Here is a 25,253-nt window from a genome sequence, read left to right as displayed (position 1 = left end):
GGGATCCACATGCACATCGGCATGACAGACATTCATAAAGCATTCGGCAAAAACCAAGTGCTCTCCGGCGTCTCATTTGAGCTTCTGCCGGGAGAAATCCACGCTTTAATGGGAGAAAACGGAGCGGGCAAATCGACGTTAATGAATCTGCTCACCGGGCTCTACCGGCTCGACAAGGGAAACATTACGATAAACGGAACAAATATGAGCTTCTCCAATCCAAAGGAAGCCGAAAAGCACGGAATTGCCTTTATCCATCAGGAACTGAATATATGGCCGGACATGACGGTGCTTGAAAACCTTTTTATCGGCAAAGAGCTGACGACGGCGTTCGGCGTTTTGGAAACGAAGAAAATGAAAGCGCTAGCAAAATCACAGCTTGAAAAACTGGGAGTCTCTCTTCCTCTTGACCGGGAAGCCGGACAATGTTCCGTCGGACAGCAGCAGATGATTGAGATTGCCAAAGCGCTGATGACAAACGCCGAAGTCATTATTATGGACGAACCGACCGCGGCGCTGACCGAACGGGAAATCAGCAAACTATTTGACGTGATGACGGCGTTAAAGCGGGACGGCGTATCCATCGTCTATATTTCGCACCGAATGGAAGAGATATTTTCGATTTGCGACCGGATCACCATTATGCGGGACGGCCTCACTGTCGATACGGCGCATATTAAAGACACTAATTTTGATGAAGTGGTCAAAAAAATGGTCGGGCGGGAGCTGACCGATCGGTATCCGACTCGCACGCCGTCACTCGGCGATAAGGTGCTCGAAGTGAAAAACGCCTCAAAAAAAGGAAGCTTTTCACAGATCAGTTTCCATGTGAGCGCCGGAGAAATCCTCGGCGTTTCCGGCTTAATGGGTGCCGGACGGACAGAAATCATGAGGGCGCTGTTCGGAATTGACAGGCTCGATTCCGGAGAGATCTGGATTTCCGGCCGAAAAACCGGCATTCGGGGTCCGTACGATGCCATCCGTAAGGGACTCGGCCTGATTACGGAGAACCGCAAAGATGAAGGGCTGCTGCTGGATACGTCCATTCGTGAAAATATCTCATTGCCGAACCTGACCAGCTTCTCTCCGAAAGGCATCATTGACCGAAAACGCGAGGCGGAGTTCGTTGAGCTGCTCATCAAGCGTCTGACCATTAAGACCGCATCTCCGGAAACCGCCGCCCGGCATTTATCAGGAGGAAATCAGCAAAAAGTCGTCATCGCCAAATGGATCGGAATCGGCCCGAAAGTTCTCATCCTTGATGAACCGACAAGAGGCGTCGACGTAGGCGCGAAAAGGGAAATCTATTCATTAATGAATGAACTGACCGATCGCGGAGTCGCCATCATCATGGTGTCTTCCGAGCTGCCGGAAGTTCTCGGCATGAGTGACAGAATCATCGTCGTCCACGAAGGGCGCATCAGCGGAGAAATCAATGCGGCCGGCGCAACACAAGAACACATCATGACACTTGCCACGGGAGGGCAGCAGTATGAAAACTGAACCAATGACATCAACTGAACAAAAGCGATTTTCCATTCACACCTTCACACAAAAACTCGGTCCGTTTCTCGGCTTACTGATTCTTGTGCTGATCGTTTCCGTTTTAAACCCGAGTTTTCTTGAACCCCTCAATATTCTCAACCTTCTTCGGCAGGTTGCGATTAACGCTCTGATTGCATTCGGAATGACGTTTGTCATTTTAACGGGAGGCATTGATCTCTCTGTCGGAGCCATCCTCGCCTTATCGAGCGCATTGGTCGCAGGTATGATGGTCTCAGGCATCGATCCGATCTTAGCCGTCATCATCGGCTGCGTAATCGGCGCCGTACTCGGCATGATAAACGGATTATTAATCACAAAAGGAAAAATGGCGCCGTTCATCGCCACTTTGGCGACAATGACCGTCTTTCGCGGACTGACCCTCGTCTATACGGACGGAAATCCGATTACGGGGCTCGGTTCAAGTTACGCATTTCAATTATTCGGGCGCGGTTATTTTCTCGGCATTCCCGTACCTGCCATTACGATGCTGATTGCATTTGCGGCCCTGTGGGTTCTTCTGCACAAAACACCGTTCGGCCGCCGGACATACGCCATCGGCGGCAATGAGAAAGCGGCGCTGATATCGGGAATCAAAGTGCCCCGCATCAAGATCATGATCTATTCTCTGACAGGTTTATTATCGGCGCTGGCGGGAGCGATTCTGACATCACGCTTAAATTCCGCACAGCCGACGGCCGGGGAATCATATGAGCTGGACGCCATCGCAGCGGTCGTTCTCGGCGGAACGAGCCTGTCCGGCGGTCGAGGGCGCATCATCGGTACGCTGATCGGGGTTTTGATTATCGGTACGCTGAACAACGGCTTGAACCTTCTCGGCGTATCATCTTTTTATCAGCTCGTCGTCAAAGGAATCGTCATTTTAATCGCGGTGCTGCTGGACCGCAAAAAATCGGCATAGTAGGAGGACCATTATGAAGAAAGCCATCATCACGATCGCGGCATTATCACTGTTTTTGCTGTCCGCCTGTTCACTTGAACCGCCACAATGGGCAAAACCGTCAAACACAAAACATAAAAAAGAATTCACTATCGGGCTCTCCGTCTCCACATTGAACAATCCGTTCTTCGTTTCATTAAAAGAAGGCGTTGTAAAGGAAGCCAAAAAACGGGGCATGCAGGTCATTATTGTCGATGCTCAAAATGATTCATCTAAACAGTCAAATGACGTAGAAGATTTGATCCAGCAGGGAGTCGATGCGCTGCTGATCAACCCGACCGATTCATCAGCGATTTCAACAGCCGTCGAATCGGCAAATTCCCTCGGCATTCCCGTCATTGCGCTTGATCGTTCAGCCGAACACGGCAAAGTCGAAACGCTTGTCGCCTCTGACAATGTCAAAGGAGGAGAAATGGCGGCTGACTACCTCGCCGATCAGCTCGGAAAAGGCGCCAAAGTGGCGGAATTGCAAGGGGTGCCGGGCGCATCCGCGACACGGGAACGCGGAACGGGCTTTCATCATATTGCCGACAAAAAGCTGGATGTCGTAACAAAGCAAGCGGCGGATTTTGACCGTACAAAAGGATTGACCGTCATGGAAAACCTGCTGCAGGGACATCCGGATATTAAAGCCGTGTTCGCCCATAATGATGAAATGGCACTCGGCGCGCTCGAAGCGATTAACAGCTCAGGCAAACACATTCTGGTCGTCGGTTTCGACGGAAATAAAGATGCGATTTCTTCCATTAAAAACGGAAAGCTGACAGCCACGGTCGCCCAGCAGCCGGAGCTGATCGGAAAACTGGCGGCCGAAGCGGCGGAGCAGGTGCTCAAAGGAGAAAAAGTCAAAAAAACCATTTCCGCTCCATTGAAACTTCAAACACAAAAATAACCGGCCGATGTTTAGACTTCCGGTAAAACGTGAAAGGATGAAGTAAAAGGAGAGATACAGATGAAGAAAACAGCCAAAGCGGCATCCATTCTGACCCTTGCAGCGGGAATAACAGCGGCTTCAGCTGCCGGAATAACGCCTCTTCCCGAGACACACGCGCAAGAAGCGGTCAAAATTGACGATCTGTACAGCTACCCGCTTGACTCTTATCTCGTTTCCGCGGAAGCATTGAACGTCAGAACAAAAGCATCAGCAGCCAGTCCGAGAGCTGATACCCTTCATTTAGGCGACAGCTTAAAGATCGTTTCATTCCAGAACGCTGACTGGGCAAAAGTACATTATAAAAACGGAAAAACAGGATTTGTATCTACTCATTATATTGTTAAAGAAGCAACAACCGTAAAAACAACGGCAAAAACAAAAGTATATACAGACAAACAAGCGGTCAAAGCTTCCCTTGCTAAAAACACGAGCGTTTCTTTCCTCGGATGGAAAAAGACAGCCGGCGGCGGCATTGACTTCGGCTGGGCGCTTGTCGATTACGGGGGCGCAACGGGATATATCAGCACAAAAGATCTGCAAAAACTGACATAATATCAAAACGGATTTCGCAAATTCAGCGCGAAATCCGTTTTTTCTTTCTTGAGCAGTCAGAAACGTCTAAGGTTCGAAATATTTCTCAGGAAATATTGTCGGATGAAGATGAATGCATACGACTCTAAAATGGCTTCTTTATGTAATCCGCCAGGCGTTTGGCATTGTCACGGATAGCCGCAGCATCGGCGCTGCTAACCCCGTACATCGCGAAAGCCGGCAAATAGGTCATACCCGTAAAATTAGCCATTGCCTGAAACGGCCTTAAGAGCTCGCTCAGTGAAAAATGGTTAGACCCGCCTGCCTGATATGCATCCTCTCCGGCACCTACGGAAACAGCCAGCAGCAATTCTTTGCCGTGCAGCGCCTTTCCTTTGGAGCCGTAAGCCCAGCCATACGCCAGCACATGATCCATCCATGTTTTTAAAAGCGGAGGCGCACTGTACCAGTACAGCGGGAATTGAAATACGATCCGGTCATACTGTTCACACAGCTGCCGTTCCTTTTCCGCATCTATTTTCCCGTCCGGATATTCTTTATAAAGCTCACGGACCGTGATTTCATCATGATTTTTTAATTCTTCTGTCCACGCCTTATTGACCGCTGAGTTGTCCATGTCAGGATGAACCGCTAATACCAATACTTTCACAGCTACCACACCTTTCCCTTTTGACTGTATTTTACCTAATCTTTGCCGGTTCAGCCAAATAAAAAGAAAGCCCCCGAGAAAAATAAGGCTTTCTTTTTTAATTTATTCCGGGCTTCCTTCGGTTGTTTCGATATCCTTCGCAAAATTCGGATTATCTAAATTTGCGTTGAAAAAGTCCGCCGTATTCGGAAGCTTGAGGTTCATATTCATTTTTTGAGAAATGGTCACTTTACAATCTTTAATGACATAGTCAAACACGTGTCCGCCGGAATTGCGTCCTTCATCAATGAAGTGCAGGTGATATCCGGAAACAGCAATGCCGTTTGCGTAACCCGGCGTCCAGAAGCCGGCGATTGTACCCTGAATGTCGTCAAAGTTGAACACAGGCTGTGTTTTTACCGCTTCGATCATCGGAACGTACGGTTTCTCCTGGCGTTCTACCGTTCTTGTCTGCACCTTTTTAAATACGCCGTCCAAACGGATCGCATAAAATAAGTTTTTACTAGGCAGAAGGCTGGCGATTTCCTGCTCGAATTCTTCACGGGTCATTTCGCCGTCGATCGTATGCGTCATATCAGGCGTGAAAAATGTGAATGAGCAGAATGGTGACAGGTCTCCGCCTTTAACAGGCGTAGCCGTTCCGTCGCCGCGCAGACGGTAAAATTCTCCGTCAAATCCGATTAATTCGCCGTCCAGTTTGTTGAACGTGCCGATTCCGAAATCACCGAACTTCGGAATGTCAGCCATATCAAAATCTCCGTCATATACTCCGTCCAGCAGAGATGTCATTGTTGAGACTTGATAGATCTGATCCTCAGGTGAGCCTTTTTCTCCGCGGCTCATCATATGGATGTCGCTTGCGTTTTTCATATTCCCTTCACTCCTTTTAAATTGGGCTGTTTTAGAAAACAGGTCATGGTGCGCAGAGTGCTAGAGAGCTTTTGCTTTCATTTTTTCTTTGAATTGCTTCGGAAGCATGTCGCTTGATAAATGGACATTGTCACTGTAATCGACAGGAATGTCAATGATGACAGGGCCTTCTGTGTTCAAGCCTTTTTGCAGCACGTCTGCCAGCTGTTCCGGTGACTCAACGCGCAAGCCGGTGGCGCCGAAGCTTTCTGCATATTTTACGATGTCAATGTTTCCGAAATCTACGCATGATGTACGGTTATATTTTTTCATTTGCTGGAATGCGACCATATCATATGTGCTGTCATTCCATACAAGGTGAACGATCGGCGCTTTTAAGCGGACTGCCGTTTCCAATTCCATTGCAGAGAACAGGAATCCTCCGTCTCCTGAAACGGATACGACTTTTTCACCCGGATTCACCAATGTGGCGGCAATCGCCCAAGGAAGCGCTACGCCCAATGTCTGCATGCCGTTGCTGATCAACAGTTTCAGCGGCTCATAAGCGCGGAAGTAGCGGGACATCCAGATCGCGTGAGAACCGATATCGCAAGTGACGGTTACGTCGTCATCAATTGCATTGCGCAGTTCTTGGACGATTTGCAGAGGATGCACTCTGTCGGATTTATGGTCGCTTGGCGCCTTCTCGCTGTCTGTGAGCATCTGTTTTAATTCGCTCAGCACTTCTTGTTCACGGCTGCCCATATCAAATGTCACAGCGTCGTGTTCAATTTGTTTAACCGTAGCGGCGATATCGCCTAATAATTCTAATTCCGGCTGATAGGCATGATCAATATCGGCCTGGATTTCGTCAAGATGGATAATAGCACGGTCACCGTTTACGTTCCAGAACTTCGGATCGTATTCAATCGGATCATAACCGATCGTTAATACGACATCCGCCTGTTCAAGCAGAAGATCGCCCGGCTGGTTGCGGAACAGTCCGATCCGGCCGAAATATTGGTCTTCCAGCTCTCTGGACAATGTGCCGGCCCCTTGGTACGTTTCTACGAAAGGCAGTTTTGTTTTGGCAAGCAGTTTGCGGATTTGTTTTACCGCCTCCGGTCTTCCGCCTTTCATGCCGACTAACAGAACGGGAAGTTTCGCCGTCTGGATTTTCGCGATAGCCGCGCTGACCGCTTCTTCCGGTGCAGGGCCTTGTTTCGGCGCCGGCACGCTGCGTACGTTTTTCACATTTGTGATTTCATTCACAACATCCTGCGGAAAGCTCACGAAAGCCGCGCCTGCCTGACCTGCTGACGCTGCCCTGAAGGCGTTTGTTACCGCTTCTGGTATATTCCCTGTTTCCTGTACTTCTACACTGTATTTTGTAATCGGCTGAAATAGCGCCGCATTGTCCAATGATTGGTGTGTCCGTTTTAACCGGTCTGCGCGAATTACGTTACCCGCCAGCGCCACTACCGGATCACCTTCTGTATTAGCCGTTAACAAGCCGGTCGCCAAGTTGGATGCCCCCGGGCCTGAAGTAACGAGACAAACGCCTGGTTTTCCAGTCAGTCTTCCGACAGCCGCAGCCATAAATGCAGCGTTCTGTTCGTGACGGCATAAAACCAGTTCAGGTCCTTTATCTTTTAACGCATCAAATACTGCATCAATTTTTGCACCCGGAATGCCAAAAACATGTGTGACACCTTGCTCCACTAAGCAATCAACAACAAGCTCCGCCCCCCGATTTTTTCCAGAGGTTTTTAGTTCATTTGTTGCTTTTGCCAACACCCTCACTCCTTATTATGCATATTAAATATAAAATTTTAAGTAATTTGTGATATTATTCACTATACACTCTTTGGAAATTGACCTCCAATATCAATTCGCCGTATGATTAATATGTTTCACGAATAATTAACAAAGAGAAAGGAATGGATAAGGATGGAGCTTCGCCATCTTCAATACTTTATTGCCGTTGCCGAAGAACTTCATTTCGGCAAAGCTGCGCTTCGGTTAAATATGACACAGCCGCCTCTCAGCCAGCAGATCAAACAGCTTGAGAAGGAAGTCGGCGTGACCTTATTAAAGCGCACGAAACGGGTTGTAGAGCTTTCAGCTGCCGGAGAAAGTTTTTTAAAACACAGCAGAAACGCGATCGAAGAAATAGACAAAGCGATTGAAATGGCGCAGAGAACGGCGCGGGGAGAGCTCGGCCGCCTTGTCGTCGGTTTTGTCGGCTCGGCCACATATGAATTTCTGCCGCCGATCATTCGGGAATTCCGCGAAAAATTCCCCTCCGTCAAGCTTGATCTGCGTGAAATTTCTTCTTTCAGACAGCAGGAAGAACTTCTGAAGGGGAACATTGATATCGGCATCCTTCATCCGCCTTTACAGCATTCCGCGTTACATATGGAAAAGGTGCAGAGCAGTCCGTGCATTCTGGCCTTGCCGAAGCAGCACCCGCTTACCGCTAAACAGACAATCGACATTCAGGATTTAAAAAATGAACCGATTATCACACTGTCGAAAGAAACATGGCCGACTTTATACCTAGAGTTTGTAAACTACTGCGAGCAGGCGGGCTTCAAACCGAAAATCGTTCAGGAAGCGACGGAGTATCAAATGGTGATCGGATTGGTTAGTGCCGGCATCGGTGTAACCTTCGTGCCTTCTTCTGCTAAAAAGCTGTTTAATCTCGAAGTCGCCTACCGCGGCATTAATCAGGTGCAGCTCACGGCCGAATGGGTCATTGCCTACCGCAAGGATAATCAAAATCCGATTCTGAAACATTTTCTGGATATTATGAATAAACGCCAGGCTTTATTGCAGGCGGATAAGGAAAATGCATAAAAAAGAGGGCCGCCGAAAGCAGCCTCTTTTTTTTGTGCTTTTATGGATTTTTACTAAATTGGTAGAAACGCTCAGTACACCTTACGACCTGTACCCGTATACATACAGTACAACTGATCAGGAGGGATAAAAATAACGGGGCGGCAATGACCCATCTAAAAGGAGGCAGAACACATTACACATATTACCGTCATTTTGACCCTGATTTCTTTCTTTGTGACCATTATTTTTATATTTTGGAGACCCGGGGGATTAAATGAAGCCGTTCCGGCGTCGCTGGGCGCCATTCTCGTTTTGTTATGCGGAACCGTTTCCTTTCATGATTTGGGGGATATAGGGTCAAAAGTCACCGGAGCATCAATAACCATTATCTCCACAATGATTATGGCAATCGCGCTGGAAAGCTTCGGTTTTTTTAACTGGGCGGCGGCCAAACTGCTTCACCGCGCCAAGGGATCGGGCATTCGGCTTTTTTGGCTGACCAACCTGCTCTGTTTTTCAATGACGCTTTTTCTGAATAATGACGGCAGCGTCTTAATCACCACTCCTATTTTACTATTGGTCTTACAATATCTCGGACTTAAAAGACATCAGAAAACACCGTATTTAATAAGCGGCGTATTAATTGCGACAGCCGCAAGCACCCCGATCGGCGTCAGTAATATCGTCAATTTAATTTCTCTCAAAATGATAGGCATGGACCTTTATTTGTACACCAATATGATGTTTATCCCCGGCACGCTGGGACTGGTGTTTATGGCCTTTCTGCTGTTTGCCGTTTTTTACCGCCGTTTGCCGAAACAGCTCCCCGATATTCCGGTTCATTTTGACTCGCTGGAACACAAACGATATCATCCGCTTCAGCCTCCGCCAGACCCGACCCAAAACAGCCGTACGAACATCATGTTTTGTGTTTTGGCATTTGTATTGTTCGTCCGGATCAGTCTGTTTGCAGCTTCTTACAACGGCATATCCGTTTCGCTCGTGGCTGTCATCAGTTCAGTCATCCTGCTTGGCTGGAGATGGTTTTATTTAAAAATCGGACCGGCAGATTTATTAAGGAAAGCGCCTTGGCATATCTTTATTTTTGCCTTCACGATGTACATTATCATCTACGGACTGCATAATATCGGACTGACGGCGCTGCTTGTTCAGTCTATTGAGCCTTATGTCTCACAAAGCATTGCCCACGCTGCATCTATTATGGGCATTGCTACATCCGTCCTCTCTAATTTGTTCAATAACCATCCCGCCTTAATGATCAGCACTTTGACCTTAACTGAAATGTCCATCGACCCATTAACCGTAAAAATCATTTATCTGGCTAATATTATCGGCAGTGATATCGGATCATTGCTTCTGCCGATCGGGACATTAGCCACGCTGATCTGGATGCATATCATCAGACAGCACGGCGAAAAAGTTTCTTGGTCAGAATATATCAAAACGACCATTATCGTTGTCCCTCTCACTGTCGTGTTTACCATTACCGTTTTATATGTTTGGATCAGTTGGATTTACCTTTAGCTCCCATGAAAAAAACTGCCTGCTGTATAAGAGAGGCAGTTTTATCATTTATGGCAGGTGCATGGTTTTTAAATGATTCAATTTCCAAAAAACAGTATCGCCGTCTGCATTGGTCAATTCAAGAATATTATCTGAGACATCCTGCAACAGCCCCACTTTATTCGGTATATCTCCTAAATCCAGAATAATCAGCTTCCCGATATATCTTTTTAATTGTTCCTCAAAATTCCGGACAAGGGGCACATTAGCGGGAACAACCGGCAGCTCTGAACTGTTTAATGTATACGGCGTCTGCTCATCGGAATAGGGTGTCAGCCATTTCAAATGATGCATCGAGATGAAAAGAGTCTTATAAACCGGAGAGAAGAAAACAAAATAATCATTTAAAACACTTGTCACATACCCATGAATGGAACGGTCTCCCGTAACAAATATTTCTGTGAATCTGCCTTTTATATGCTGGAGGGTATTCCGGTAAGAAAAGGAATGTTCCTGTTTTTCGGGATGCGGACTTTTTTTTCTTGCGTACGGTTCTTTATTCTCTTCGTCCGGGAGCGTCAATGTCATCCGCTGAAGGTGCAGCAGCGGAATATAAAGAAACGTCCGGCCGTCATGAATCACAATGATATCCTGACCGATATCCAAAAGAGTTCCTGAAAATGTCGTATTCCCCGATATCTCAATATCGACTTGTTTATCCAGAAATCTGCTTAATCCAGCCATTTCATTCCCCCCTCTCCCGCGTTTACGGACAATCTTTCCAATCATTTACGGCCGTGTTTCCACCGATAATCTATTGTCCTTAATACAGTGGCGTAGCTATAAGAGTTCTCTTCCTCCCGTTTTGAGGATCGAACGGATCTTGATGATCTTTTCGACTTTTTAGAGGAAGTACGCTGCTCTTCGCGTGATTCTTCTTCATGCGGCTTTTCTTCTTCGGCGCTCTCTTTCTCACCTTTATTCTCGTCGTCTTTATTCTCCTCTTTTTTAGCTGCTCCTTTTGCCCCTTCGCTGATGCTCTTGATATGAAAAGGATAGATCCGCAGCACTTCTTTATCTTTCACAAGAGTGTAGTGGCCGTCGGAATTATCCACAAGTATACCTTCAACTGCTTCAGGACCTCCGCGGTTGATGGATACCCATTTGTGGATCAGGCGTTTAAATATGCCGTGAAAATCATCAGCCATTTCAAATTCCGGGCGCTCCTCCTCTTGGCCGTCCTCTTCTTGTTCCGCGCTGATGCTTTTGACATGGTCGGCGTTAAAATATACAATTCCGTCATCTTCTGTTTCCAGCACGAGAAAATCATCCCCTGTTTCGTGAAGCTTTCCTCTTTTCGATTCCGGACCTCCCTGATTCAATTGCACCGTGCGATTGGTCATCCGGCTGATCAGGTCTTGAAAATCATCAGCTTTTTCACATTCTGCCGCTTCGGCCGGCGATACGGTTTCACTCGTATTTTCCGTCACACTTTTCACGTGTTTCCATTGATAATAAACGATTTTATTATCAACCTGAAGAGCGATATAATCCGATTGAATGTCTGCTAATCTCCCTGTCTTGGACTCCGGGCCTCCCCGGTAGACAGTAATCACTTTTCCTTCCATTGCATGCAAAAAGTTGTCATCAGACCGCTGCCGCTTCGTATTGCGTTTCATCTATTGTCCTCCTAGTCATTTTTCTCATAATGTAAAAAGCATAATGCATATATACGTATCACGATTATTTTCGGGAACTGATTCACCAGCCTATTTGTAAAAAATCTTTCTTCATTTCCAAATCAGATATTCCACCGCTCTAACTCACTGCTGATGAAGGCTGACCGCTCCTTAATGTATTCGCAAATCACTTCAGGCTCCCGGTCAAAGCAATCAATCTCTTCTTTCTTATATGGATCCTTCGCGACATGCGGCCTGATCTGCTCATACAGTGACATGACCTTCGGCTTCATATGTTCAATAGTAAACCGGGTCTGAAGCGTCTCTTCCAAAAGCCGTTTGTACGCTTTGCGGAAATACGGTTCATCCAGAAGCCTTGCAGTCAAGGTATTAAACCCTTGTATTCTGACATAATCGGCCTCCATCCGATCACCATGAATGTCTCTTCCCCACGTCGCATCGTAATCCCACGGAATGACTTCAAAAAGTCCCGTTTCATGATTCCGGTACAAAGCGTAATTATGAACAAATCCATCGTAGTTTGAGGTAAACACGATGCCCGCAAGCCACCTCAAATACTTATCGGCGTCCAAGTGTTTGACGATCTCCCCCTTGAACTCTGACTTCGGCACGGTATTAATTTTATAGATCATATCCTGCAAGTATAAATCGTCTTCTTTCGTTCCCGTTTTCTTTTCATAACCAAGTTCGAGCGATGTTTTCGTATCCCGCTCCAGATCACTGACGAGGGAGAAATTGGCGTCGTCATCAACCGCGTAAAAAACAGCGCCGTCCGCCAAATTCCGTTTCGCCAGAAAATATTCATCCACTGACTCCAGCTCAAGATACACCCCCTCATGTCTGCCATTGATTTGCAGGGTTACGAAATTCGCCTTTGGTGACAGCGTCCCAAGCTCCGCGAAGAAATCGAGAGACAGCTTATTCCGCATCATCGACGGATCTTTGTATTCAGCGTTTAAATGTATCTCTTTCGCCCTGCGAAATGTTTTCGGCGAATAAAAAGCGATATGATACGATTTTTTCTTAAAATCTCTTATATGAGAGCCGCGGTACGCCAGATCAATGTCAAGCCGTTTTTGATTCACTCTCAGCACCGCGGGCACCGGATCATCATCCCAAATGTCTTTTTTCAGCTCCATTAAGTCTTTCGGGTGAATAAACAGCTGGTATAGAGGCAATGTTGATTGGTCTTTCATCGGTAAACCTCCCTGTATTAATTTAGGCTGTGCTTTTTATATAAAACTCAGCGAATCACACATACACTTTTTTCATTCATGCGTACTATGTGGTAGTAAGGATCGCATCCTTAAAACATATATCATGAGGAGGTTTCAAAATGGGCCACTATTCCCATTCTGATATCGAAGAAGCAGTAAAGTCCGCAAGCACCGAGGGATTGGAAGATTATTTGTACCAAGAACCAAAAAGCAGTAAGAAGAGAAAATCTCGCAAGCATAAAAAATCCCGTTCTCACAAAAAATCTCGCAGCCATAAAAAATCGTGCCGCTCTCACAAAAAATCTCGCAGCCATAAAAAATCGTGCCGCTCTCACAAAAAATCTCGCAGCCATAAAAAATCCCGTTCTCACAAAAAATCTCGCAGTCATAAAAAATCCCGTTCTCACAAAAAATCTCGCAGCCATAAAAAATCCCGTTCTCACAAAAAATCTCGCAGCCATAAAAAATCGCGCCGCTCTCACAAAAAATCTCGCAGCCGTAAAAAATCATGCCGGTCTCACAAAAAATCTCGCAGCCACAAGAAATCATGCCGCCGCAAGAAAAAACGCACGCAGAAAAAACCTTATCGTCCTCATAAAAAAGACCCTTGCAAAAAAGACGATTACTGCAGCAAAACAGAGTACTGGAAAGACGGGAACATCTGGGTTGTAAAGAAAAACTACAAGTAACACCATTCGTAAATAGGCTGCCGGCTAAACGGAAGCCTTTTTCCTCAATCAGATATATGCCACGTGATAAGATATGCAGCCGGTTTTCTTTTGTTGTGTTTCCGAATTTTCTTTCTGTATAATCAGGTCATACGATAAAGAAAGGCGGCCGAAATCATGCATATCTTACGAGCAGACGAACTGAACGCAAAAGACACTTACAAATTGCTTTCGGGCACAGTTGTTCCCCGGCCGATCGCATTTGTCACTACGCGGTCATCCATCAACGGCGCCGTAAACGCGGCGCCCTTCAGTTTCTATAACGTTGTCTCCGCAGAACCGCCGCTTCTGGCCATCTCAGTCAGCCGCGCGGACGGTCGGCAGAAAGACACCGCGAGAAACGCAATCGCTCATCGGGAATTCGTGGTGCACGTCAGTGATGAGTCCATTATTGAAGACATTAACAAAACGGCGGCAAGGCTTGATCCTGATGTCAGTGAACTTGGCATGACAGACTTTTCTGTGACAGACAGCGCTTGCATCAGCGTTCCCGGTATAAAAGAAGCAAAAGTGAGGTTTGAATGTATACTCGAACGCCATCTTCCGTTCCAAAATGACAGCGGAGAAACGACGACAGACCTCATCATCGGCAGAGTCGTTTGTTTTCATTTGAATGACCAAGTATATGACGCCGATAAAGGCTACATACGGACAGATGAGCTGAAGCCTGCGGCAAGGCTCGCGGGGAACGAATACGCCAGACTCGGGAAGACATATACACTTGTACGCCCGACCTGAAGCAGGAACCATTATAATAGAAGAAACTAGTCAAAAAGACCCCTTTCGTAAGGGGTCTTTTTTGAGTCTTTTACCATGTAACTCAGCCTAATGTCTTATAGAATGCCGAAACTTACAAGGCCCTCACCCGTATGAAACGAGTGACACATTTTTAGGAGGCAGACGATGGATTTCATTCAGTTACTGGTTTTTTCAGCCGTATTTATTTTGCTCAGCCTTATGTTTCAAGTATTTGCCGTCAAAGTTCTCAATTTGCCAAAGCCTGTTAAAAAGCAGAAGCCGATAAACGGCACACATCGATTAATCGAAATCACACTGCTTATTACGTGCATCGCAGCGGTGACTTTTTTCAATGAAATGTACGTATTTGCGGGAGTTGTTTTCATGCTATTTTTCTGCAGCGGCTTAATGGAATGGCGGCACCGGCGGGAGGAAAAGCAAAATGTGTACAATTCTTTTTACGCGGGTCTTTCTGCCGCGCTTGGCGTGCTTATTTTTTTCATCAGTTAGCGTAGCTCTATACTCCTGCGGCCGCTCCGTCGCCGCGCGGGTCGGCCCCGCCTTGGAGAAAGCCTTCTTCATCAATGACGATCGCTGCCGCATGGCCCATAAGCCCGTCAAAATCACCAACGGTCTCGACGCGGTGGCCGCTCTGCCTTAGGGCTTCTCTCGTTTCAGGGCTGATTCTGCTTTCAACCCTCAGCCCTTCATACTCCTCTCCCCATGTCCGTCCCCAGACCCAGCGCGGCTCATTGATCGCCTGCTGGGGGTCCATTTTGTAATCAATGATGCGCGTAATCATCGCTGTCTGAGTTTGCGGCTGGCCTTCTCCTCCCTGGGTTCCGTACAGGATGTGAGGCTTTCCTTCTTTACAGGTCATCGCCGGCATGAGGGTGTGGAACGTCCGCTTGCAGGGTTCAAGTGTATTGACATGGGATCCGTCCAGCGAAAAAAATGACCCGCGGTTTTGCAGCAGAATGCCCGTCTCCCCCGCTGTAACGGCAGATCCGAACTCGAAATAGAGGCTCTGAATAAAGGAAACGGCATTTCCTTCCGCATCGGCGACGGCGGCATAAGCTGTGTCGCTTCCGACCGGCCGGCTTACCGCCGGCGCAGCCACGTTACCGATTTCTTCCGCGAGCTGCTTTGCATACCGTTTATCAAGCAGCCGATCCAGCGGAATATGAGAAAATGCCGGATCAGTCAGCACTTCATTCCGGTGCTGAAAACTCTTCTTCAGCGCCTCGATCAGCAGATGATAATAGTCAAAGGAACCGTGTTCAATCTGAGAAAAATCATAGTTTTCCAATATATTGAGCGTCATTAAGCCTGTAAAACCCTGTGAATTCGGCGGAGCCTGATAGATTTTGCACCCGCGGTAATTGGAGGATACCGGGTTCGTCCACTCGCCGCGGTGGGCTTTAAAGTCATCAAGTGTCAGACGGCTGCCGTTGTTTTGCAGAAAGGATGTGATGCGTTGAGCGAGGTCTCCTTCATAAAAAGCGCTTCTGCCTTTCTGGGCAAGCTGCTCCAAGCTGGCCGCCAGATCCTTTTGGACAAACCGTTCACCGGGCATGGGCGCTTTTTTGTTTCTCGTAAAAATGGCCGAGGTGTAAGGCATCGAGACTAAAAGAGCGAGATTGCGTTCTGTGTGGGCGCACTGGTCGGCGGACACTGGAAATCCGTTTGCCGCATAATCAAGAGCTGGCTTCAGCACCTCAGCGAGAGAAAGACGCCCGTACGCCGAAAGCACGGCATCCCAGCTGTCCGCCATTCCCGGAACGGTAATGGCGCTTTCTGTCCCGCGCAGAGGGATCGCTTCTCTGCCCCGATACAAGTCTCTCGTCACATGCTTCCCTGAACGGCCGCTCCCGTTATAAGCTTTGATTCGTCCCGTTTCTTTATGGTAAGTGAGCCAAAATGAATCCCCGCCAAGACCCGTCATATGCGGATACACGACTGCCAGACAGGCGCTGACCGCCACTGCCGCGTCAAATGCGTTTCCGCCCTTTTCCAGAATGCCGGCCCCCGCCTGAGAAGCGAGATAATGCGGACTGACGACCATTTGTTTCGTTCCGATGGTTGAAGTATTCATGGCAAGCCCCTTTACAAATTTTCTCAAGTATAAAAAGCGGCTTCGCGGCCATCCACATTCCTGAAAGAAAATCTCACACACTATTTACTTTTCGATAAGAAATAATTCTAAGTTATTACGTATCGAAAACAATAAAAAATTTCTCCCTTCATACCGTAACGTTTCATGATACAATAATGTCTACCAAATGAAGGAAGGTGAAGCGGATTGGAACATGAATACAGCATACCGAATCTTGTCCTTGATGAAACGGATAAACAGATTCTTTCGATTTTGCACGAGGAAGGGAGGATTTCCTATACAGACGTAGGAAAGCGGGTTAACCTGTCGCGAGTGGCGGTTCAGCACCGCATTCAGCATTTACTGGATGCCGGTGTGATTGAAAAATTCACCGCTGTCATCAACCCGGCGAAAATCGGCCGCCATGTGTCCGTGTTTTTTAATGTGGAGGTGGAGCCGCAGTATTTGGAGGAAACCGCATTAAAGCTTGAAAAGGAACCGGCCGTGACAAGCCTTTATCATATGACCGGACCGAGCAAGCTGCATATGCACGGCATTTTCGCAAATGATCAGGAGATGGAAGAGTTTTTGACAAAACGGCTCTATACGCAAAAAGGCGTCGTCAGCGTCGACTGCCAAATGCTGATTAAACGGTATAAAAGCAGAACGGGCATGAAGCTGTAAGGAGGACATAGCCATGAAACATCCCTATTGGGACATTACGGCGGCGATGGTCCGAACGGGCATTTTCGGATTCGGGGGCGGCCCGTCGGTGATCCCGCTCATCCGCCATGAAGCCGTCAATAAATACAAATGGATAGATGATGATGAATTCGGAGAAATATTAGCGATCGCAAATGCGCTTCCTGGACCGATTGCCACAAAAATGGCCGCGTATCTGGGCTTTAAGCTGAAAGGCACGTTAGGCGCAATCGTGGCAACCCTTGCCCATATTCTGCCTACATGTCTTGCTATGGTAGGCTTGTTTGCGGCTGTCAATGTCTTAAGCCACTCAGCAATTGTTGCCGGCATGATTGGCGCCGTAACACCGGTAATCGCCGTCATGCTCGGCATTATGGCGTACGAGTTTGGCCAAAAAGCGCTTAAAGGTTTCGGCTGGGTCACGGGCATTCTGTTTTTTATCATCGCTTTTATCGGCCTGCAAACGCTGCAGATCAATCCCGGCTTTGTCATTATTATTTTCTTAGCATACGGCGCGTTTCATTTTAAATTGAAAGACAAAATCACAAATAAACGTTCAAAAGATAAAGGAATGTCTGCCTCATGATCATGATTTATGTATTTATGGCGTTTTTTGTCGCAAACGTACTCGGATATGGAGGCGGACCGGCGTCGATCCCGCTGATGTTTGAAGAAGTCGTCAACAGATACAGCTGGCTCTCAAACGATCAATTCTCAAATATGCTCGCGCTTGCGAACGCATTGCCGGGCCCGATCGCAACCAAAATCGCGGCGTATGTCGGCTACAGCGCAGGCGGATGGCCCGGGTTCCTGATTGCGCTGATCGCCACCGTCGTACCGTCGGCGCTCGCATTGATCGTCCTCTTGCGCATCATTCAGCGCTTCCGCCAATCTCCCGTCATCAAAGGTATGACGCTGTCCGTCCAGCCTGTCATCGCCGTCATGATGCTCATTCTTACCTGGCAAATCGGCGCAGACGGCATCAAAGCGATCGGCTGGGTTCAAGCGATAATGATTGCGGGGATTTCCCTCCTTGCCTTGACAAAATTCAAGATGCATCCGGCCTTCCTGATTATCGCGGCGTTTTTGTATGGAGGGCTTGTGGTTCCTCATTTATAAAGAAAAGCACCTGGACAGGTGCTTTTTGTTTCAGTCCCGATATGTTGTTCGATATAGATAACTGTTTCTTCGTCTATGCTTCTTACATGTGGTTCCTGTCATCCTCCCAGATGGCCTGATCAATAAAAAACATTTGCAGCCTCCCGGACTGCAAGTGTTACACGTGATTTTTCCGATAAAACGTTCGCAAAACATGCGTTTCAAGGTCAGCCAGACGGACAGGGATCGGCAGCCTGCTTTCCCGATTGATCATTTTCATTGTGATCTGATAGCTGCTTTCTAAATCAATGTTATGTCCGCAAGACAAGAAGATAGGCTTCACGTCCCGCCGTGTCCGAAGCGCCCGGCCATATACCTCGCCGTCAATGAGAATATCGGTGTAGGCGCCGACTTCATTTTCAGGCATCTCAAAATCGCAGCCTTTGATTTTGAGATAGGTTTTCGCAATCCCAATCGTCGGCTTTCCCAGAAAAAAAGCCGCATGGGTGGCAACGCCCATATGATTGTAATGCAGATACCCGTTGCCATCAAACAAAAACACATCCGGCTCCGCCTCCAGCTTTTTGGCCGCTTCGATGATCAGCGGCAGCTCGCGAAACGCGAGGAAACCGGACACATACGGCACACTGATTTTCCCCATGCTGTGCACTTTTTCAATCACTTCTTTTGTATCAGCGTCAATCACGATGATACTGCATACGCCGTACGGTTCCCCGTCCTGCTCCCAATAAGCGAGGTCGACGCCTGCGCATGTGTTGACGGAGTCTGGATGGATGACGGGGGATAGGTTGATTTTATGTATTAGGGATTGTTGTGTTCGAATAAAATCCGATTCATCATTTAGATCAAAATCGTGAATTTGATGTATTTTCATTTCATTGGTTTTCCTCATTTTCATTTCTAAAATCGTCTTATCAGTTCAAGTTCTTCATTTCGATATACAACGCAATAAAACTTCCATAAGGATAATCTCCATCCCAGCCACATGGAAAATAGCCCGCTTTATAAATTTTGAAAAGTTTTTCAAAAAAATTGTCTGTTTTCCCGTTTACTGCTCTATTTATTGCACAATTATTTAGATCTGCTACGATCTCTTCAAGAAAAGTATTAAATTCAGTCGTAGCACTTCTGACATTTTCCGAAAAAATTTTCAGAAGCATGTCTAGGTTTTGTGGTTTTTGATCATCGTTTAATTCATAAAATTTTCCCCATACCTCACTCATCTCGTTTTCTTTTATATCTTTCCACGCATATTCATCTTCACCAATTACATCTTCGTAAGCATAGTACTTAGCTTTTTCTTCATCATTAATAATTTTAGTAAAATAAGAGATATCATGTGATGCAACTGCTTTAAAGGTTTTGGAAAAATCAATAACTTCTTTTACCTGATTATGATAATGTCCGTATTTCATTACTTTATACACCTTTCCTAAGTACAACCGTAGGGTTACCAACTCTCCGGTAACCGGAACGCAGCCTAAAGCCAAATAAATTATTCAGAATTTACAAAACAGAAAACAACAATTCACCTATGAAAAAACCTTGAAAGGCTTCAGCAGCCATCAAGTTTAATTAATTTTTCTAACCATTCCCTCTTATAAGTCTAATCCTCAATTAAATCAAGATAATATTTATCATTTTTCATAAGTTCTATTAAAAACTCTTCTAATGAATCTGCAATTTTTATATCATCGTAATATATTGAATTGTTTTGTTCATTGCCTAATGCAATTAACAATAAAGCACTTTCATTTGCTTCAAAAAAAATCAATTTATCTTCTTCAAGTTCCTCATAAACTTCTATATCTGGATAAAACTCAAAGTCATTAACTTTTAATCTTGCATCTCTAATTGAAGCAGGTCCAAGAATGCGATTAATATTATATTCTGATTTTTTCAGAAAGCCGTATCCAACCTCAAGAAGAAACTGTCTCAAATCATAAGGTAACCTTAATCCTAACTTATTTTCTACTTCTAAGATTTCATTCTCACTTACTTGATAAAATGTATTTTCTTTGTAAGTTTTAATGAAATCATATTTCACAATTATTTACCTCCTTTGAGTGGGAGAGTTTTTCTCCTGTGACGGGGTTCATAGCCCAACAGACATTTAAGTCATTTTAAACAGAAAATAACAATTCATTCGTAAAAAACCTTGAAAGGCTTCACTAGCCAATCAAGGTCAATTAATTCTTCTAACTATCCCATTTTTAAGTCTAATCCTCAATTAAATCAATATAATATTCGTTATCATTGAGGAACTTTTTAAAAAAATCCTCTAACGACTCAGCTATTTGAGTGTCAAAATAAAATTTTGGATTGTTTTCTAATTGTAAATCTATAGAAATATAAACACCCTCGTTTACTTCAAAAAAAATAAGTTTATTTTCATCATCATAAAGTTCATCTAAATCTGGGTCAAACTCAAAAATTCCTTCTCTTAGTCTAATGTCGGCTACTGCCCCTGGCCCCAATATCCTATTAATTGCATTATCACTTTCACCTTTAATAAAACCATAACCGACTTCTAAATATAATTGTTTTAAATCATTTGGAATATCTACTTTCATTCTTTGTTCAGCTTTTAATATATCCTCTTCAGGTACCTTATATGTTTTATTTTCTAAATGATTTATAAATTCAAATTCAGCCATGAACTATTTTTACCTCCTTGGAAAGCAAACATTCATTTTTCGTTCAGCTATTCCTGTTACATACAAAGAAGCACTTGATGCCTTAAGTGCAAATCAAGTGCTTGTCTTAACACCAATCCTATTCAATTGGCCCCATAAATTCAGTAATAATAAGAATATGTTCTCTTAATTTTACCTTTTCTAGATTCTCTACTTTTTCAGATCCACCTAAACCTAGTAAAGGAGTGTATCCGAAACATTCGTCATAATCAGGTTTACCGTATATTCTACTAGCTTCAGGATAAGGTTCCCACATTAATTCATCATTCATAAAATCATTATCTTTTAAATCATCAAAAAAGAAATCAAATCCAGATGAAACAACATGAACATGCCCTTTTCTAAAATTTAATAAATTAACGTATTTATCTTTTTCCCATACTATAATATCACCCATTGAGGTGGTGAAAATAGGAATCGCTTGCTCGTACCTCATATAACATCTTTCTAAGATATCTAAATACTCGTCTGGGTTAATAACTTTTAAAAAACCGTTTAATAATGTTCCCAAACCATATTTATCCCATACTTCTATCAGTTCTGCAGGAAGTTTGTCTTTATATCTTAAAGTAATTCTTTCATCAACTGTATCGTATTTAATATAGTTCTCAAAGGTATCCAATTAAAATGCCCCCTTTTGTTATTGGGTCAACTTTACATTCAAATAAGTATTCTTTATTTCTGCAGGTGACATATTCTCTGCCGTTTTCCTAATTTGCTCATCAACAATATCAATTCTATATTTCCATTGTGATCCTAAGGAGGAATTAACTCTTTTATCCCCTAAACCACCAATACTGTCTGCCCTTCCTCCAGCTATTTGATCTGGATTGTGAAGCGCTGCTTGTGTGTCCATCCAATCTGAAGCTTGTTTAGTCGCATCAGCTCTTGAGAGTCCTTGCTTTCGTAGTTCAGCAATTTTATCTTTAAGCGCTTCTTGTCTAGCCATTTTTTGAGCAGCATTTCCTTCTATCGCTCTACCTTTAGCAATATATCTTTCTCTATTTTTCAAATATTCGTTAACTGTTAATTCGTTCATTCCTTTTTCTTGATTTTTTAGTTGTCTTGCAAATTCTTCAGGATCATGTTTTATATTTCTCTTAAAGTTAACTTCAATTTCACTTATTCTAGGTACATCATCTAAATGCCTTACATTACCCGTACCCTTGGTGCCTTTACCACTACCCGCCATCTTCACAATCCCAAGATCTTTCACAGCAGTCGTTTTCACATCAGCATGAATGATTGGGAAAGTTTCGCCATCCGGTGTGACAGTCTTGTGGACACGAATTTTTACATTCGTCGGTACTTTGAATTCTTTTACTTGGTCTAGAATCTTTTTTCCTTTTTCAACTTTTGATGCTTGTGGCGATTTTGCAAGCGGTATGCCTTTGTTTACATGCTTCGCCAATGCACCGGCTCCAACCAAACTCAGCGCAGCTTCCAGTGCCCCTTGCTTCCGCTTCTCCTCGGACACTTTGTTTCCGAACATATCTCTGCCTGTGACGGCTTCGGAGAATCCGTTTGAGGCGACAAGGCCGTATGCGCCCATTTCTGTCATTTTGAGAATGTCTAAGGATTTTCCTGTTTTATAGGCATCTAAAGCATGTTCTGCGGCAATGACGGTTTTTCCGGTTTTGTAAATGGCTTTTCCGCCTTTGAAAGCGCGGCCTGCCCAGCCGACGACCGGTATGAATCCGGCGGCGGCCATCGCTCCGGCTGTGACGCGTTCTGCGGTGGAGAGCTTTTCTCCGGTCACCGGATCAACGCCTTCGGCTGCTCTTTTATAATCATAATAGCCGGTGACTTCGCCGGTAAAGTTGCAGATTCCGTCCCATGTTTTTTCGTACCATGGTTTATTGGCTTCTTCTTCAGCCTTTTCCTGAAGCCGTCTTGCTTCGGCCTGCTGGGCTTTTGCGTCAATATAGTCCGTTCCCTGTTTTTCTGTCGCCGTGACGCTTTTGTAGATTTCATTGCTGTGGAAGGCTTTTTTGTCATAGTACATAGGGGATGCGCTTTTCCCGTTGCTGGTGGCCTGCATGAGAACAGAATATTTGCTGAGCACGGCGTTGTCCAGAGATTCTAAGTTTTGATATTCAGCAGTCAGGGATTCATCAAGCGTATCGACTGCCGTGATCGTGTCACGTCTGGTTTTCTGGGCATCGCCCATTTTATCAGCGTAATCATCCAGCGTATATGTGTCGAGATGAATAATATCGCTGATGCCTGACAAAATTGAATCGATTTCTGCTTTATGAGCGGAGACAATCTCTGAAGCTTTCAAATCCGCGTTGGGCAGCTCATGCTCCAAAAATGAAGTCTCCACATATGTATCGCTGAGTTCTTGATCTTTAATGTCACCTGAAATGCCATTTAAAAACGCAATTTGAGCAGAGACAAGCGTCAGCCAGCTGTCGGCGATTTCCGCTTGTCCCTGAAAAAAATCTTTTATATTGTCTGCGCCTTTCCCTTTCAAAGCATCACCCAGATCGGCCACGCCTTGAAAGGCTTGTTTGAGCGCACGCAGCTGCTCTTCAAGGGCTTCGTATTGTTTCTTTCTCTTATCTGCTTCGTCCGTTAACGATTGTGATTCAAACACTTTGCTCATCGGCAAGTCCTTTCTTTCGTTATTTTACGGCGATCGCCTCGTCCTGTTCTTTCAAAGAATCTACGTTGTCTTTAACGTCCGCGATATTCTTATGAACGGCCTGCTTGTATTCGCTGATCATCGATACAAGCTTTGCCTCGCGGGATTGGTATTTGGAGGTATAGTCGAGCTTGTTTTTTCCGTTTGAACCGGCGTTCCCGATCGAAACGGCCTCCAAAGCGCTGCTGACGGATTCAAGCTGCTTCATGACGGCTCCGTATTTGAGTTTTATTTCTGCCATTAAAACCAACTCCAGCTTTTTTTGATTGATTGTATTTTTTCTCCGACCGTGTCAAGGGCTTCTTCTCCCAGCGTCAGCAGGTGCTCTGCCTCTCTCGCGATGCTTCTGGCGGCAAGGAGCCCTCCTTTTTCAATTTCAAGCTGTGTCATCTTTAAGCCGATTCGGTAAATATAACCGTCGTATTTGTCTGTGACGATTCTGTATGCTTCTGTATGGGCCTGATCGCGCCGGTCATCAAATTCTTCAGCAAAAGTGCCGGTCCAATGATGATCCAGGTGCGGCCTGAGGATGTCCCTGATTTCAGATACGCCCTCTTCCTGCAGAGATTCTATCTCTCTTTTCGCTTCTTTTAATTTATCAATTTGGTGTTCAACCTCGCCCAGTTTATGGCTGATCGTGCTGTTAATATGGCTTAATGTGCTTGAATGGCTCATCTGTTTTCACCTCGTCTTACGCAAAAAGTCGTACAAAAAGCACAGACTTTTCCATACTATATTTCCATATATTATATTTTAAAATAGACAGAAAGCAGCTTAAATAGGTTAAATGGCTTATTTTCAACAGCCGAGATGCTCATCATTAACGCCAAAAGACTCACATAAACGGCATATCCATTCATCGATCTCCTCTATGTATCCATGATAAATTCCCTAAAAAAAAGAAGACAGTGATTAACCGTCTCCTTTGCCTTGTATCATGATCATCATACTGTCGTTAACTGCAGTCCCAGTTGTACAAAACGTTTGAGAAATCTTTTTTCTTCAAATCTTCCGGTCTGATAAAGAAATTGGCGATTCCCACATCTCCCCACATCGAATCAATGTCATCATCTGAATCAATTTGCAAAAGCAGAATCGTATGGTTTTGATGAGAATAAGACCGCGGATCTTCCTGGGTGAAGGACGCATAGCCGCCGATTTTATGGCCGAATGCGTTCGCCGTATATTCGTCATACACCTCATCGTCAAACTGCTCGAAATAGTCAAAGGCATCCATCCCGGCATACTGCCTGAATTGAAAATCAGACGGGAGCACCCATTCAGCAGACAGCTCAGGGGTGATCAGCGCTTCTGATTGAATCGGAAAATCGTACTCCTCTTCAACATGAACGAAAGAAAAATCATCCATGAGCCCCGCTTCTTCTGCTGTCACATGTTCAAAATATTTGACGCAGAAACCCGTTTGCGCGCACCCGTCGTCAAAATTCAGACCGTATACGTCATCACTGACCGATATGTAAAACTGAAGAATGCCGGTGTCCGGAAAATCAGGGAGTCCGGGCATATCCGCAAAATTGATTTGAGCGAGAAGCTTCATCGGCCTGCCGCTTTCATCTTTAGGATATGGTTCATGTTTCGGAAAATAGGGGTCTCCGGCAATTTTACTGTCATACCGTCCCGTTTCAGCTTTTTTGACGTGCAGTTTGATAAAAGGCCGTGCTGACGTTTCCAGCAGACCGCGGGATGATTCCATTTGCTTCGGCAATTTCCATGTTTTTTCCACGATTAATATCCCCTT

Annotated in this window: 28 protein-coding genes and 1 pseudogene; 12 read left to right on the top strand and 17 right to left on the bottom strand. The window is 45.3% G+C overall.

All coding sequences use genetic code 11. The annotated features are described in order from the left end of the window. The first annotated feature begins 9 nt into the window (after nucleotides 1-9). The 4 genes from AC3WTF_RS16370 to AC3WTF_RS16355 are packed head-to-tail and all read left to right on the top strand — an operon-like array spanning nucleotide 10 to nucleotide 3,989. Nucleotides 10-1,503, top strand: a complete 1,494-nt coding sequence (locus AC3WTF_RS16370; protein WP_032867461.1) for a sugar ABC transporter ATP-binding protein — start codon at nucleotides 10-12, stop codon at nucleotides 1,501-1,503. Further along, nucleotides 1,493-2,464 carry a ribose ABC transporter permease RbsC gene (rbsC, locus tag AC3WTF_RS16365; RefSeq protein WP_015240722.1) on the top strand — a complete coding sequence of 324 codons (972 nt, stop codon included), beginning with the start codon at nucleotides 1,493-1,495 and terminating at the stop codon, nucleotides 2,462-2,464. Before AC3WTF_RS16370 ends, rbsC begins: the two co-directional genes overlap by 11 nt. Before the next feature lie 13 nt (nucleotides 2,465-2,477). Next, nucleotides 2,478-3,395 carry a ribose ABC transporter substrate-binding protein RbsB gene (gene rbsB / locus AC3WTF_RS16360; protein ID WP_032869513.1) on the top strand — a complete coding sequence of 306 codons (918 nt, stop codon included), beginning with the start codon at nucleotides 2,478-2,480 and terminating at the stop codon, nucleotides 3,393-3,395. A gap of 60 nt (nucleotides 3,396-3,455) precedes the next feature. Continuing rightward, entirely contained in the window at nucleotides 3,456-3,989 is a 534-nt protein-coding gene (locus AC3WTF_RS16355; RefSeq protein ID WP_007407525.1) for an SH3 domain-containing protein, read from the top strand. 124 nt (nucleotides 3,990-4,113) lie between these two features. Here AC3WTF_RS16355 and AC3WTF_RS16350 read toward each other — a convergent pair whose 3' ends face one another. From AC3WTF_RS16350 to alsS, 3 genes are all read right to left on the bottom strand, one after another. Next, nucleotides 4,114-4,638 carry an NAD(P)H-dependent oxidoreductase gene (locus tag AC3WTF_RS16350; protein WP_007407526.1) on the bottom strand — a complete coding sequence of 175 codons (525 nt, stop codon included), beginning with the start codon at nucleotides 4,636-4,638 and terminating at the stop codon, nucleotides 4,114-4,116. A 102-nt stretch (nucleotides 4,639-4,740) separates the two neighbouring features. Then, complete coding sequence (gene budA, locus AC3WTF_RS16345) at nucleotides 4,741-5,508, bottom strand: acetolactate decarboxylase (protein WP_003151318.1); 768 nt, start codon at nucleotides 5,506-5,508, stop codon at nucleotides 4,741-4,743. 60 nt (nucleotides 5,509-5,568) lie between these two features. Further along, entirely contained in the window at nucleotides 5,569-7,281 is a 1,713-nt protein-coding gene (gene alsS / locus AC3WTF_RS16340) for an acetolactate synthase AlsS (RefSeq protein ID WP_007407527.1), read from the bottom strand. Between the two features lie 156 nt (nucleotides 7,282-7,437). Between alsS and alsR the strand changes: the two genes are divergently transcribed. Together alsR and AC3WTF_RS16330 are read left to right on the top strand one after the other, a co-directional pair. Further along, nucleotides 7,438-8,346: an acetoin biosynthesis transcriptional regulator AlsR gene (gene alsR / locus AC3WTF_RS16335; RefSeq protein WP_007407528.1), complete on the top strand. Its 909-nt coding sequence runs from the start codon at nucleotides 7,438-7,440 to the stop codon at nucleotides 8,344-8,346. 195 nt (nucleotides 8,347-8,541) lie between these two features. Further along, the gene (locus AC3WTF_RS16330; RefSeq protein WP_012118610.1) at nucleotides 8,542-9,873 is read left to right on the top strand and encodes an arsenic transporter; all 1,332 of its coding nucleotides are present in this window, start codon (nucleotides 8,542-8,544) and stop codon (nucleotides 9,871-9,873) included. A gap of 48 nt (nucleotides 9,874-9,921) precedes the next feature. On the opposite strand, the gene AC3WTF_RS16325 is transcribed toward AC3WTF_RS16330, so the two are convergent. From AC3WTF_RS16325 to AC3WTF_RS16315, 3 genes are all read right to left on the bottom strand, one after another. Then, nucleotides 9,922-10,596 (bottom strand): hypothetical protein, encoded by a 675-nt coding sequence (locus AC3WTF_RS16325; RefSeq protein WP_007407530.1) that lies wholly within the window; start codon nucleotides 10,594-10,596, stop codon nucleotides 9,922-9,924. Between the two features lie 41 nt (nucleotides 10,597-10,637). Then, on the bottom strand, nucleotides 10,638-11,531 hold the full coding sequence (locus AC3WTF_RS16320; protein WP_007614229.1) for a hypothetical protein: 894 nt from the start codon (nucleotides 11,529-11,531) through the stop codon (nucleotides 10,638-10,640). A 122-nt stretch (nucleotides 11,532-11,653) separates the two neighbouring features. Beyond that, nucleotides 11,654-12,748: a CotH kinase family protein gene (locus tag AC3WTF_RS16315; RefSeq protein WP_015240725.1), complete on the bottom strand. Its 1,095-nt coding sequence runs from the start codon at nucleotides 12,746-12,748 to the stop codon at nucleotides 11,654-11,656. A 140-nt stretch (nucleotides 12,749-12,888) separates the two neighbouring features. On the opposite strand from AC3WTF_RS16315, the gene AC3WTF_RS16310 reads away from it, so the two are divergent. The 3 genes from AC3WTF_RS16310 (at nucleotide 12,889) to AC3WTF_RS16300 (ending at nucleotide 14,745) form a co-directional block, all read left to right on the top strand. Then, entirely contained in the window at nucleotides 12,889-13,458 is a 570-nt protein-coding gene (locus tag AC3WTF_RS16310) for a CotG/ExsB N-terminal domain-containing protein (protein ID WP_339073213.1), read from the top strand. A gap of 156 nt (nucleotides 13,459-13,614) precedes the next feature. After that, nucleotides 13,615-14,235, top strand: coding sequence for a flavin reductase family protein (locus tag AC3WTF_RS16305; protein WP_007407534.1), 621 nt, complete (start codon nucleotides 13,615-13,617; stop codon nucleotides 14,233-14,235). Between the two features lie 165 nt (nucleotides 14,236-14,400). Next, entirely contained in the window at nucleotides 14,401-14,745 is a 345-nt protein-coding gene (locus tag AC3WTF_RS16300; protein WP_061047032.1) for a DUF4181 domain-containing protein, read from the top strand. A gap of 7 nt (nucleotides 14,746-14,752) precedes the next feature. Here AC3WTF_RS16300 and ggt read toward each other — a convergent pair whose 3' ends face one another. Then, nucleotides 14,753-16,330 (bottom strand): gamma-glutamyltransferase, encoded by a 1,578-nt coding sequence (ggt, locus tag AC3WTF_RS16295; protein WP_277507199.1) that lies wholly within the window; start codon nucleotides 16,328-16,330, stop codon nucleotides 14,753-14,755. 207 nt (nucleotides 16,331-16,537) lie between these two features. Between ggt and chrS the strand changes: the two genes are divergently transcribed. The 3 genes from chrS to chrA are packed head-to-tail and all read left to right on the top strand — an operon-like array spanning nucleotide 16,538 to nucleotide 18,151. Then, nucleotides 16,538-17,014, top strand: coding sequence for a chromate efflux transcriptional regulator ChrS (gene chrS, locus AC3WTF_RS16290; protein ID WP_007407537.1), 477 nt, complete (start codon nucleotides 16,538-16,540; stop codon nucleotides 17,012-17,014). 13 nt (nucleotides 17,015-17,027) lie between these two features. Continuing rightward, the gene (chrB, locus tag AC3WTF_RS16285; protein WP_015418372.1) at nucleotides 17,028-17,618 is read left to right on the top strand and encodes a chromate efflux transporter subunit ChrB; all 591 of its coding nucleotides are present in this window, start codon (nucleotides 17,028-17,030) and stop codon (nucleotides 17,616-17,618) included. After that, nucleotides 17,615-18,151 carry a chromate resistance efflux protein ChrA gene (chrA, locus tag AC3WTF_RS16280; RefSeq protein WP_039063762.1) on the top strand — a complete coding sequence of 179 codons (537 nt, stop codon included), beginning with the start codon at nucleotides 17,615-17,617 and terminating at the stop codon, nucleotides 18,149-18,151. The genes chrB and chrA overlap by 4 nt, the downstream gene beginning before the upstream one ends. A 157-nt stretch (nucleotides 18,152-18,308) precedes the next feature. Here the strand turns inward: chrA and AC3WTF_RS16275 are convergent, their stop codons facing one another. The 10 genes and pseudogenes from AC3WTF_RS16275 to AC3WTF_RS16230 all read right to left on the bottom strand — a co-directional run bounded on the left by AC3WTF_RS16275 (nucleotide 18,309) and on the right by AC3WTF_RS16230 (nucleotide 25,238). Next, the gene (locus AC3WTF_RS16275) at nucleotides 18,309-19,025 is read right to left on the bottom strand and encodes an endonuclease V (protein ID WP_492314309.1); all 717 of its coding nucleotides are present in this window, start codon (nucleotides 19,023-19,025) and stop codon (nucleotides 18,309-18,311) included. A gap of 40 nt (nucleotides 19,026-19,065) precedes the next feature. After that, nucleotides 19,066-19,566 carry a hypothetical protein gene (locus tag AC3WTF_RS16270; RefSeq protein WP_012118621.1) on the bottom strand — a complete coding sequence of 167 codons (501 nt, stop codon included), beginning with the start codon at nucleotides 19,564-19,566 and terminating at the stop codon, nucleotides 19,066-19,068. 191 nt (nucleotides 19,567-19,757) lie between these two features. After that, nucleotides 19,758-20,198, bottom strand: a complete 441-nt coding sequence (locus AC3WTF_RS16265) for an SMI1/KNR4 family protein (RefSeq protein WP_025649364.1) — start codon at nucleotides 20,196-20,198, stop codon at nucleotides 19,758-19,760. Nucleotides 20,199-20,370: 172 nt separating this feature from the next. Next, nucleotides 20,371-20,808, bottom strand: coding sequence for an SMI1/KNR4 family protein (locus AC3WTF_RS16260; RefSeq protein WP_129003472.1), 438 nt, complete (start codon nucleotides 20,806-20,808; stop codon nucleotides 20,371-20,373). Between the two features lie 118 nt (nucleotides 20,809-20,926). Next, complete coding sequence (locus AC3WTF_RS16255; protein ID WP_047936265.1) at nucleotides 20,927-21,469, bottom strand: T6SS immunity protein Tdi1 domain-containing protein; 543 nt, start codon at nucleotides 21,467-21,469, stop codon at nucleotides 20,927-20,929. Between the two features lie 18 nt (nucleotides 21,470-21,487). After that, a complete protein-coding gene (locus tag AC3WTF_RS16250; protein ID WP_412677485.1) occupies nucleotides 21,488-22,258 on the bottom strand; it encodes a polymorphic toxin type 15 domain-containing protein in 771 nt (256 codons plus the stop codon). 23 nt (nucleotides 22,259-22,281) lie between these two features. Then, nucleotides 22,282-23,455: pseudogene (locus tag AC3WTF_RS16245) on the bottom strand (ribonuclease YeeF family protein); the annotation flags it as partial. 19 nt (nucleotides 23,456-23,474) lie between these two features. Continuing rightward, nucleotides 23,475-23,735: a YwqI/YxiC family protein gene (locus tag AC3WTF_RS16240; RefSeq protein ID WP_007614257.1), complete on the bottom strand. Its 261-nt coding sequence runs from the start codon at nucleotides 23,733-23,735 to the stop codon at nucleotides 23,475-23,477. Further along, nucleotides 23,735-24,169 carry a coiled-coil domain-containing protein gene (locus tag AC3WTF_RS16235; RefSeq protein WP_015418385.1) on the bottom strand — a complete coding sequence of 145 codons (435 nt, stop codon included), beginning with the start codon at nucleotides 24,167-24,169 and terminating at the stop codon, nucleotides 23,735-23,737. The genes AC3WTF_RS16240 and AC3WTF_RS16235 overlap by 1 nt, the downstream gene beginning before the upstream one ends. Nucleotides 24,170-24,449: 280 nt before the next feature. After that, nucleotides 24,450-25,238, bottom strand: a complete 789-nt coding sequence (locus AC3WTF_RS16230) for a YwqG family protein (RefSeq protein ID WP_047936266.1) — start codon at nucleotides 25,236-25,238, stop codon at nucleotides 24,450-24,452. Between the last annotated feature and the right edge of the window lie 15 nt (nucleotides 25,239-25,253).

The sequence above is a fragment of the Bacillus sp. EB106-06-01-XG163 genome, from assembly GCF_058791615.1.
Note: the sequence above shows the minus strand (reverse complement) of the source record. Positions and strands in the feature narration are given on the sequence as shown.

Coding starts and splice junctions, on each gene's coding strand:
- AC3WTF_RS16370 (WP_032867461.1), top strand. CDS start 10: ATGCACATCGGCATGACAGACATTCATAAAGCATTCGGCAAAAACCAA.
- rbsC (WP_015240722.1), top strand. CDS start 1,493: ATGAAAACTGAACCAATGACATCAACTGAACAAAAGCGATTTTCCATT.
- rbsB (WP_032869513.1), top strand. CDS start 2,478: ATGAAGAAAGCCATCATCACGATCGCGGCATTATCACTGTTTTTGCTG.
- AC3WTF_RS16355 (WP_007407525.1), top strand. CDS start 3,456: ATGAAGAAAACAGCCAAAGCGGCATCCATTCTGACCCTTGCAGCGGGA.
- budA (WP_003151318.1), bottom strand. CDS start 5,508: ATGAAAAACGCAAGCGACATCCATATGATGAGCCGCGGAGAAAAAGGC.
- alsR (WP_007407528.1), top strand. CDS start 7,438: ATGGAGCTTCGCCATCTTCAATACTTTATTGCCGTTGCCGAAGAACTT.
- AC3WTF_RS16325 (WP_007407530.1), bottom strand. CDS start 10,596: ATGGCTGGATTAAGCAGATTTCTGGATAAACAAGTCGATATTGAGATA.
- AC3WTF_RS16320 (WP_007614229.1), bottom strand. CDS start 11,531: ATGAAACGCAATACGAAGCGGCAGCGGTCTGATGACAACTTTTTGCAT.
- AC3WTF_RS16315 (WP_015240725.1), bottom strand. CDS start 12,748: ATGAAAGACCAATCAACATTGCCTCTATACCAGCTGTTTATTCACCCG.
- AC3WTF_RS16310 (WP_339073213.1), top strand. CDS start 12,889: ATGGGCCACTATTCCCATTCTGATATCGAAGAAGCAGTAAAGTCCGCA.
- AC3WTF_RS16305 (WP_007407534.1), top strand. CDS start 13,615: ATGCATATCTTACGAGCAGACGAACTGAACGCAAAAGACACTTACAAA.
- AC3WTF_RS16300 (WP_061047032.1), top strand. CDS start 14,401: ATGGATTTCATTCAGTTACTGGTTTTTTCAGCCGTATTTATTTTGCTC.
- ggt (WP_277507199.1), bottom strand. CDS start 16,330: ATGAATACTTCAACCATCGGAACGAAACAAATGGTCGTCAGTCCGCAT.
- chrB (WP_015418372.1), top strand. CDS start 17,028: ATGAAACATCCCTATTGGGACATTACGGCGGCGATGGTCCGAACGGGC.
- chrA (WP_039063762.1), top strand. CDS start 17,615: ATGATCATGATTTATGTATTTATGGCGTTTTTTGTCGCAAACGTACTC.
- AC3WTF_RS16275 (WP_492314309.1), bottom strand. CDS start 19,025: ATGAAAATACATCAAATTCACGATTTTGATCTAAATGATGAATCGGAT.
- AC3WTF_RS16270 (WP_012118621.1), bottom strand. CDS start 19,566: ATGAAATACGGACATTATCATAATCAGGTAAAAGAAGTTATTGATTTT.
- AC3WTF_RS16260 (WP_129003472.1), bottom strand. CDS start 20,808: ATGGCTGAATTTGAATTTATAAATCATTTAGAAAATAAAACATATAAG.
- AC3WTF_RS16240 (WP_007614257.1), bottom strand. CDS start 23,735: ATGGCAGAAATAAAACTCAAATACGGAGCCGTCATGAAGCAGCTTGAA.
- AC3WTF_RS16235 (WP_015418385.1), bottom strand. CDS start 24,169: ATGAGCCATTCAAGCACATTAAGCCATATTAACAGCACGATCAGCCAT.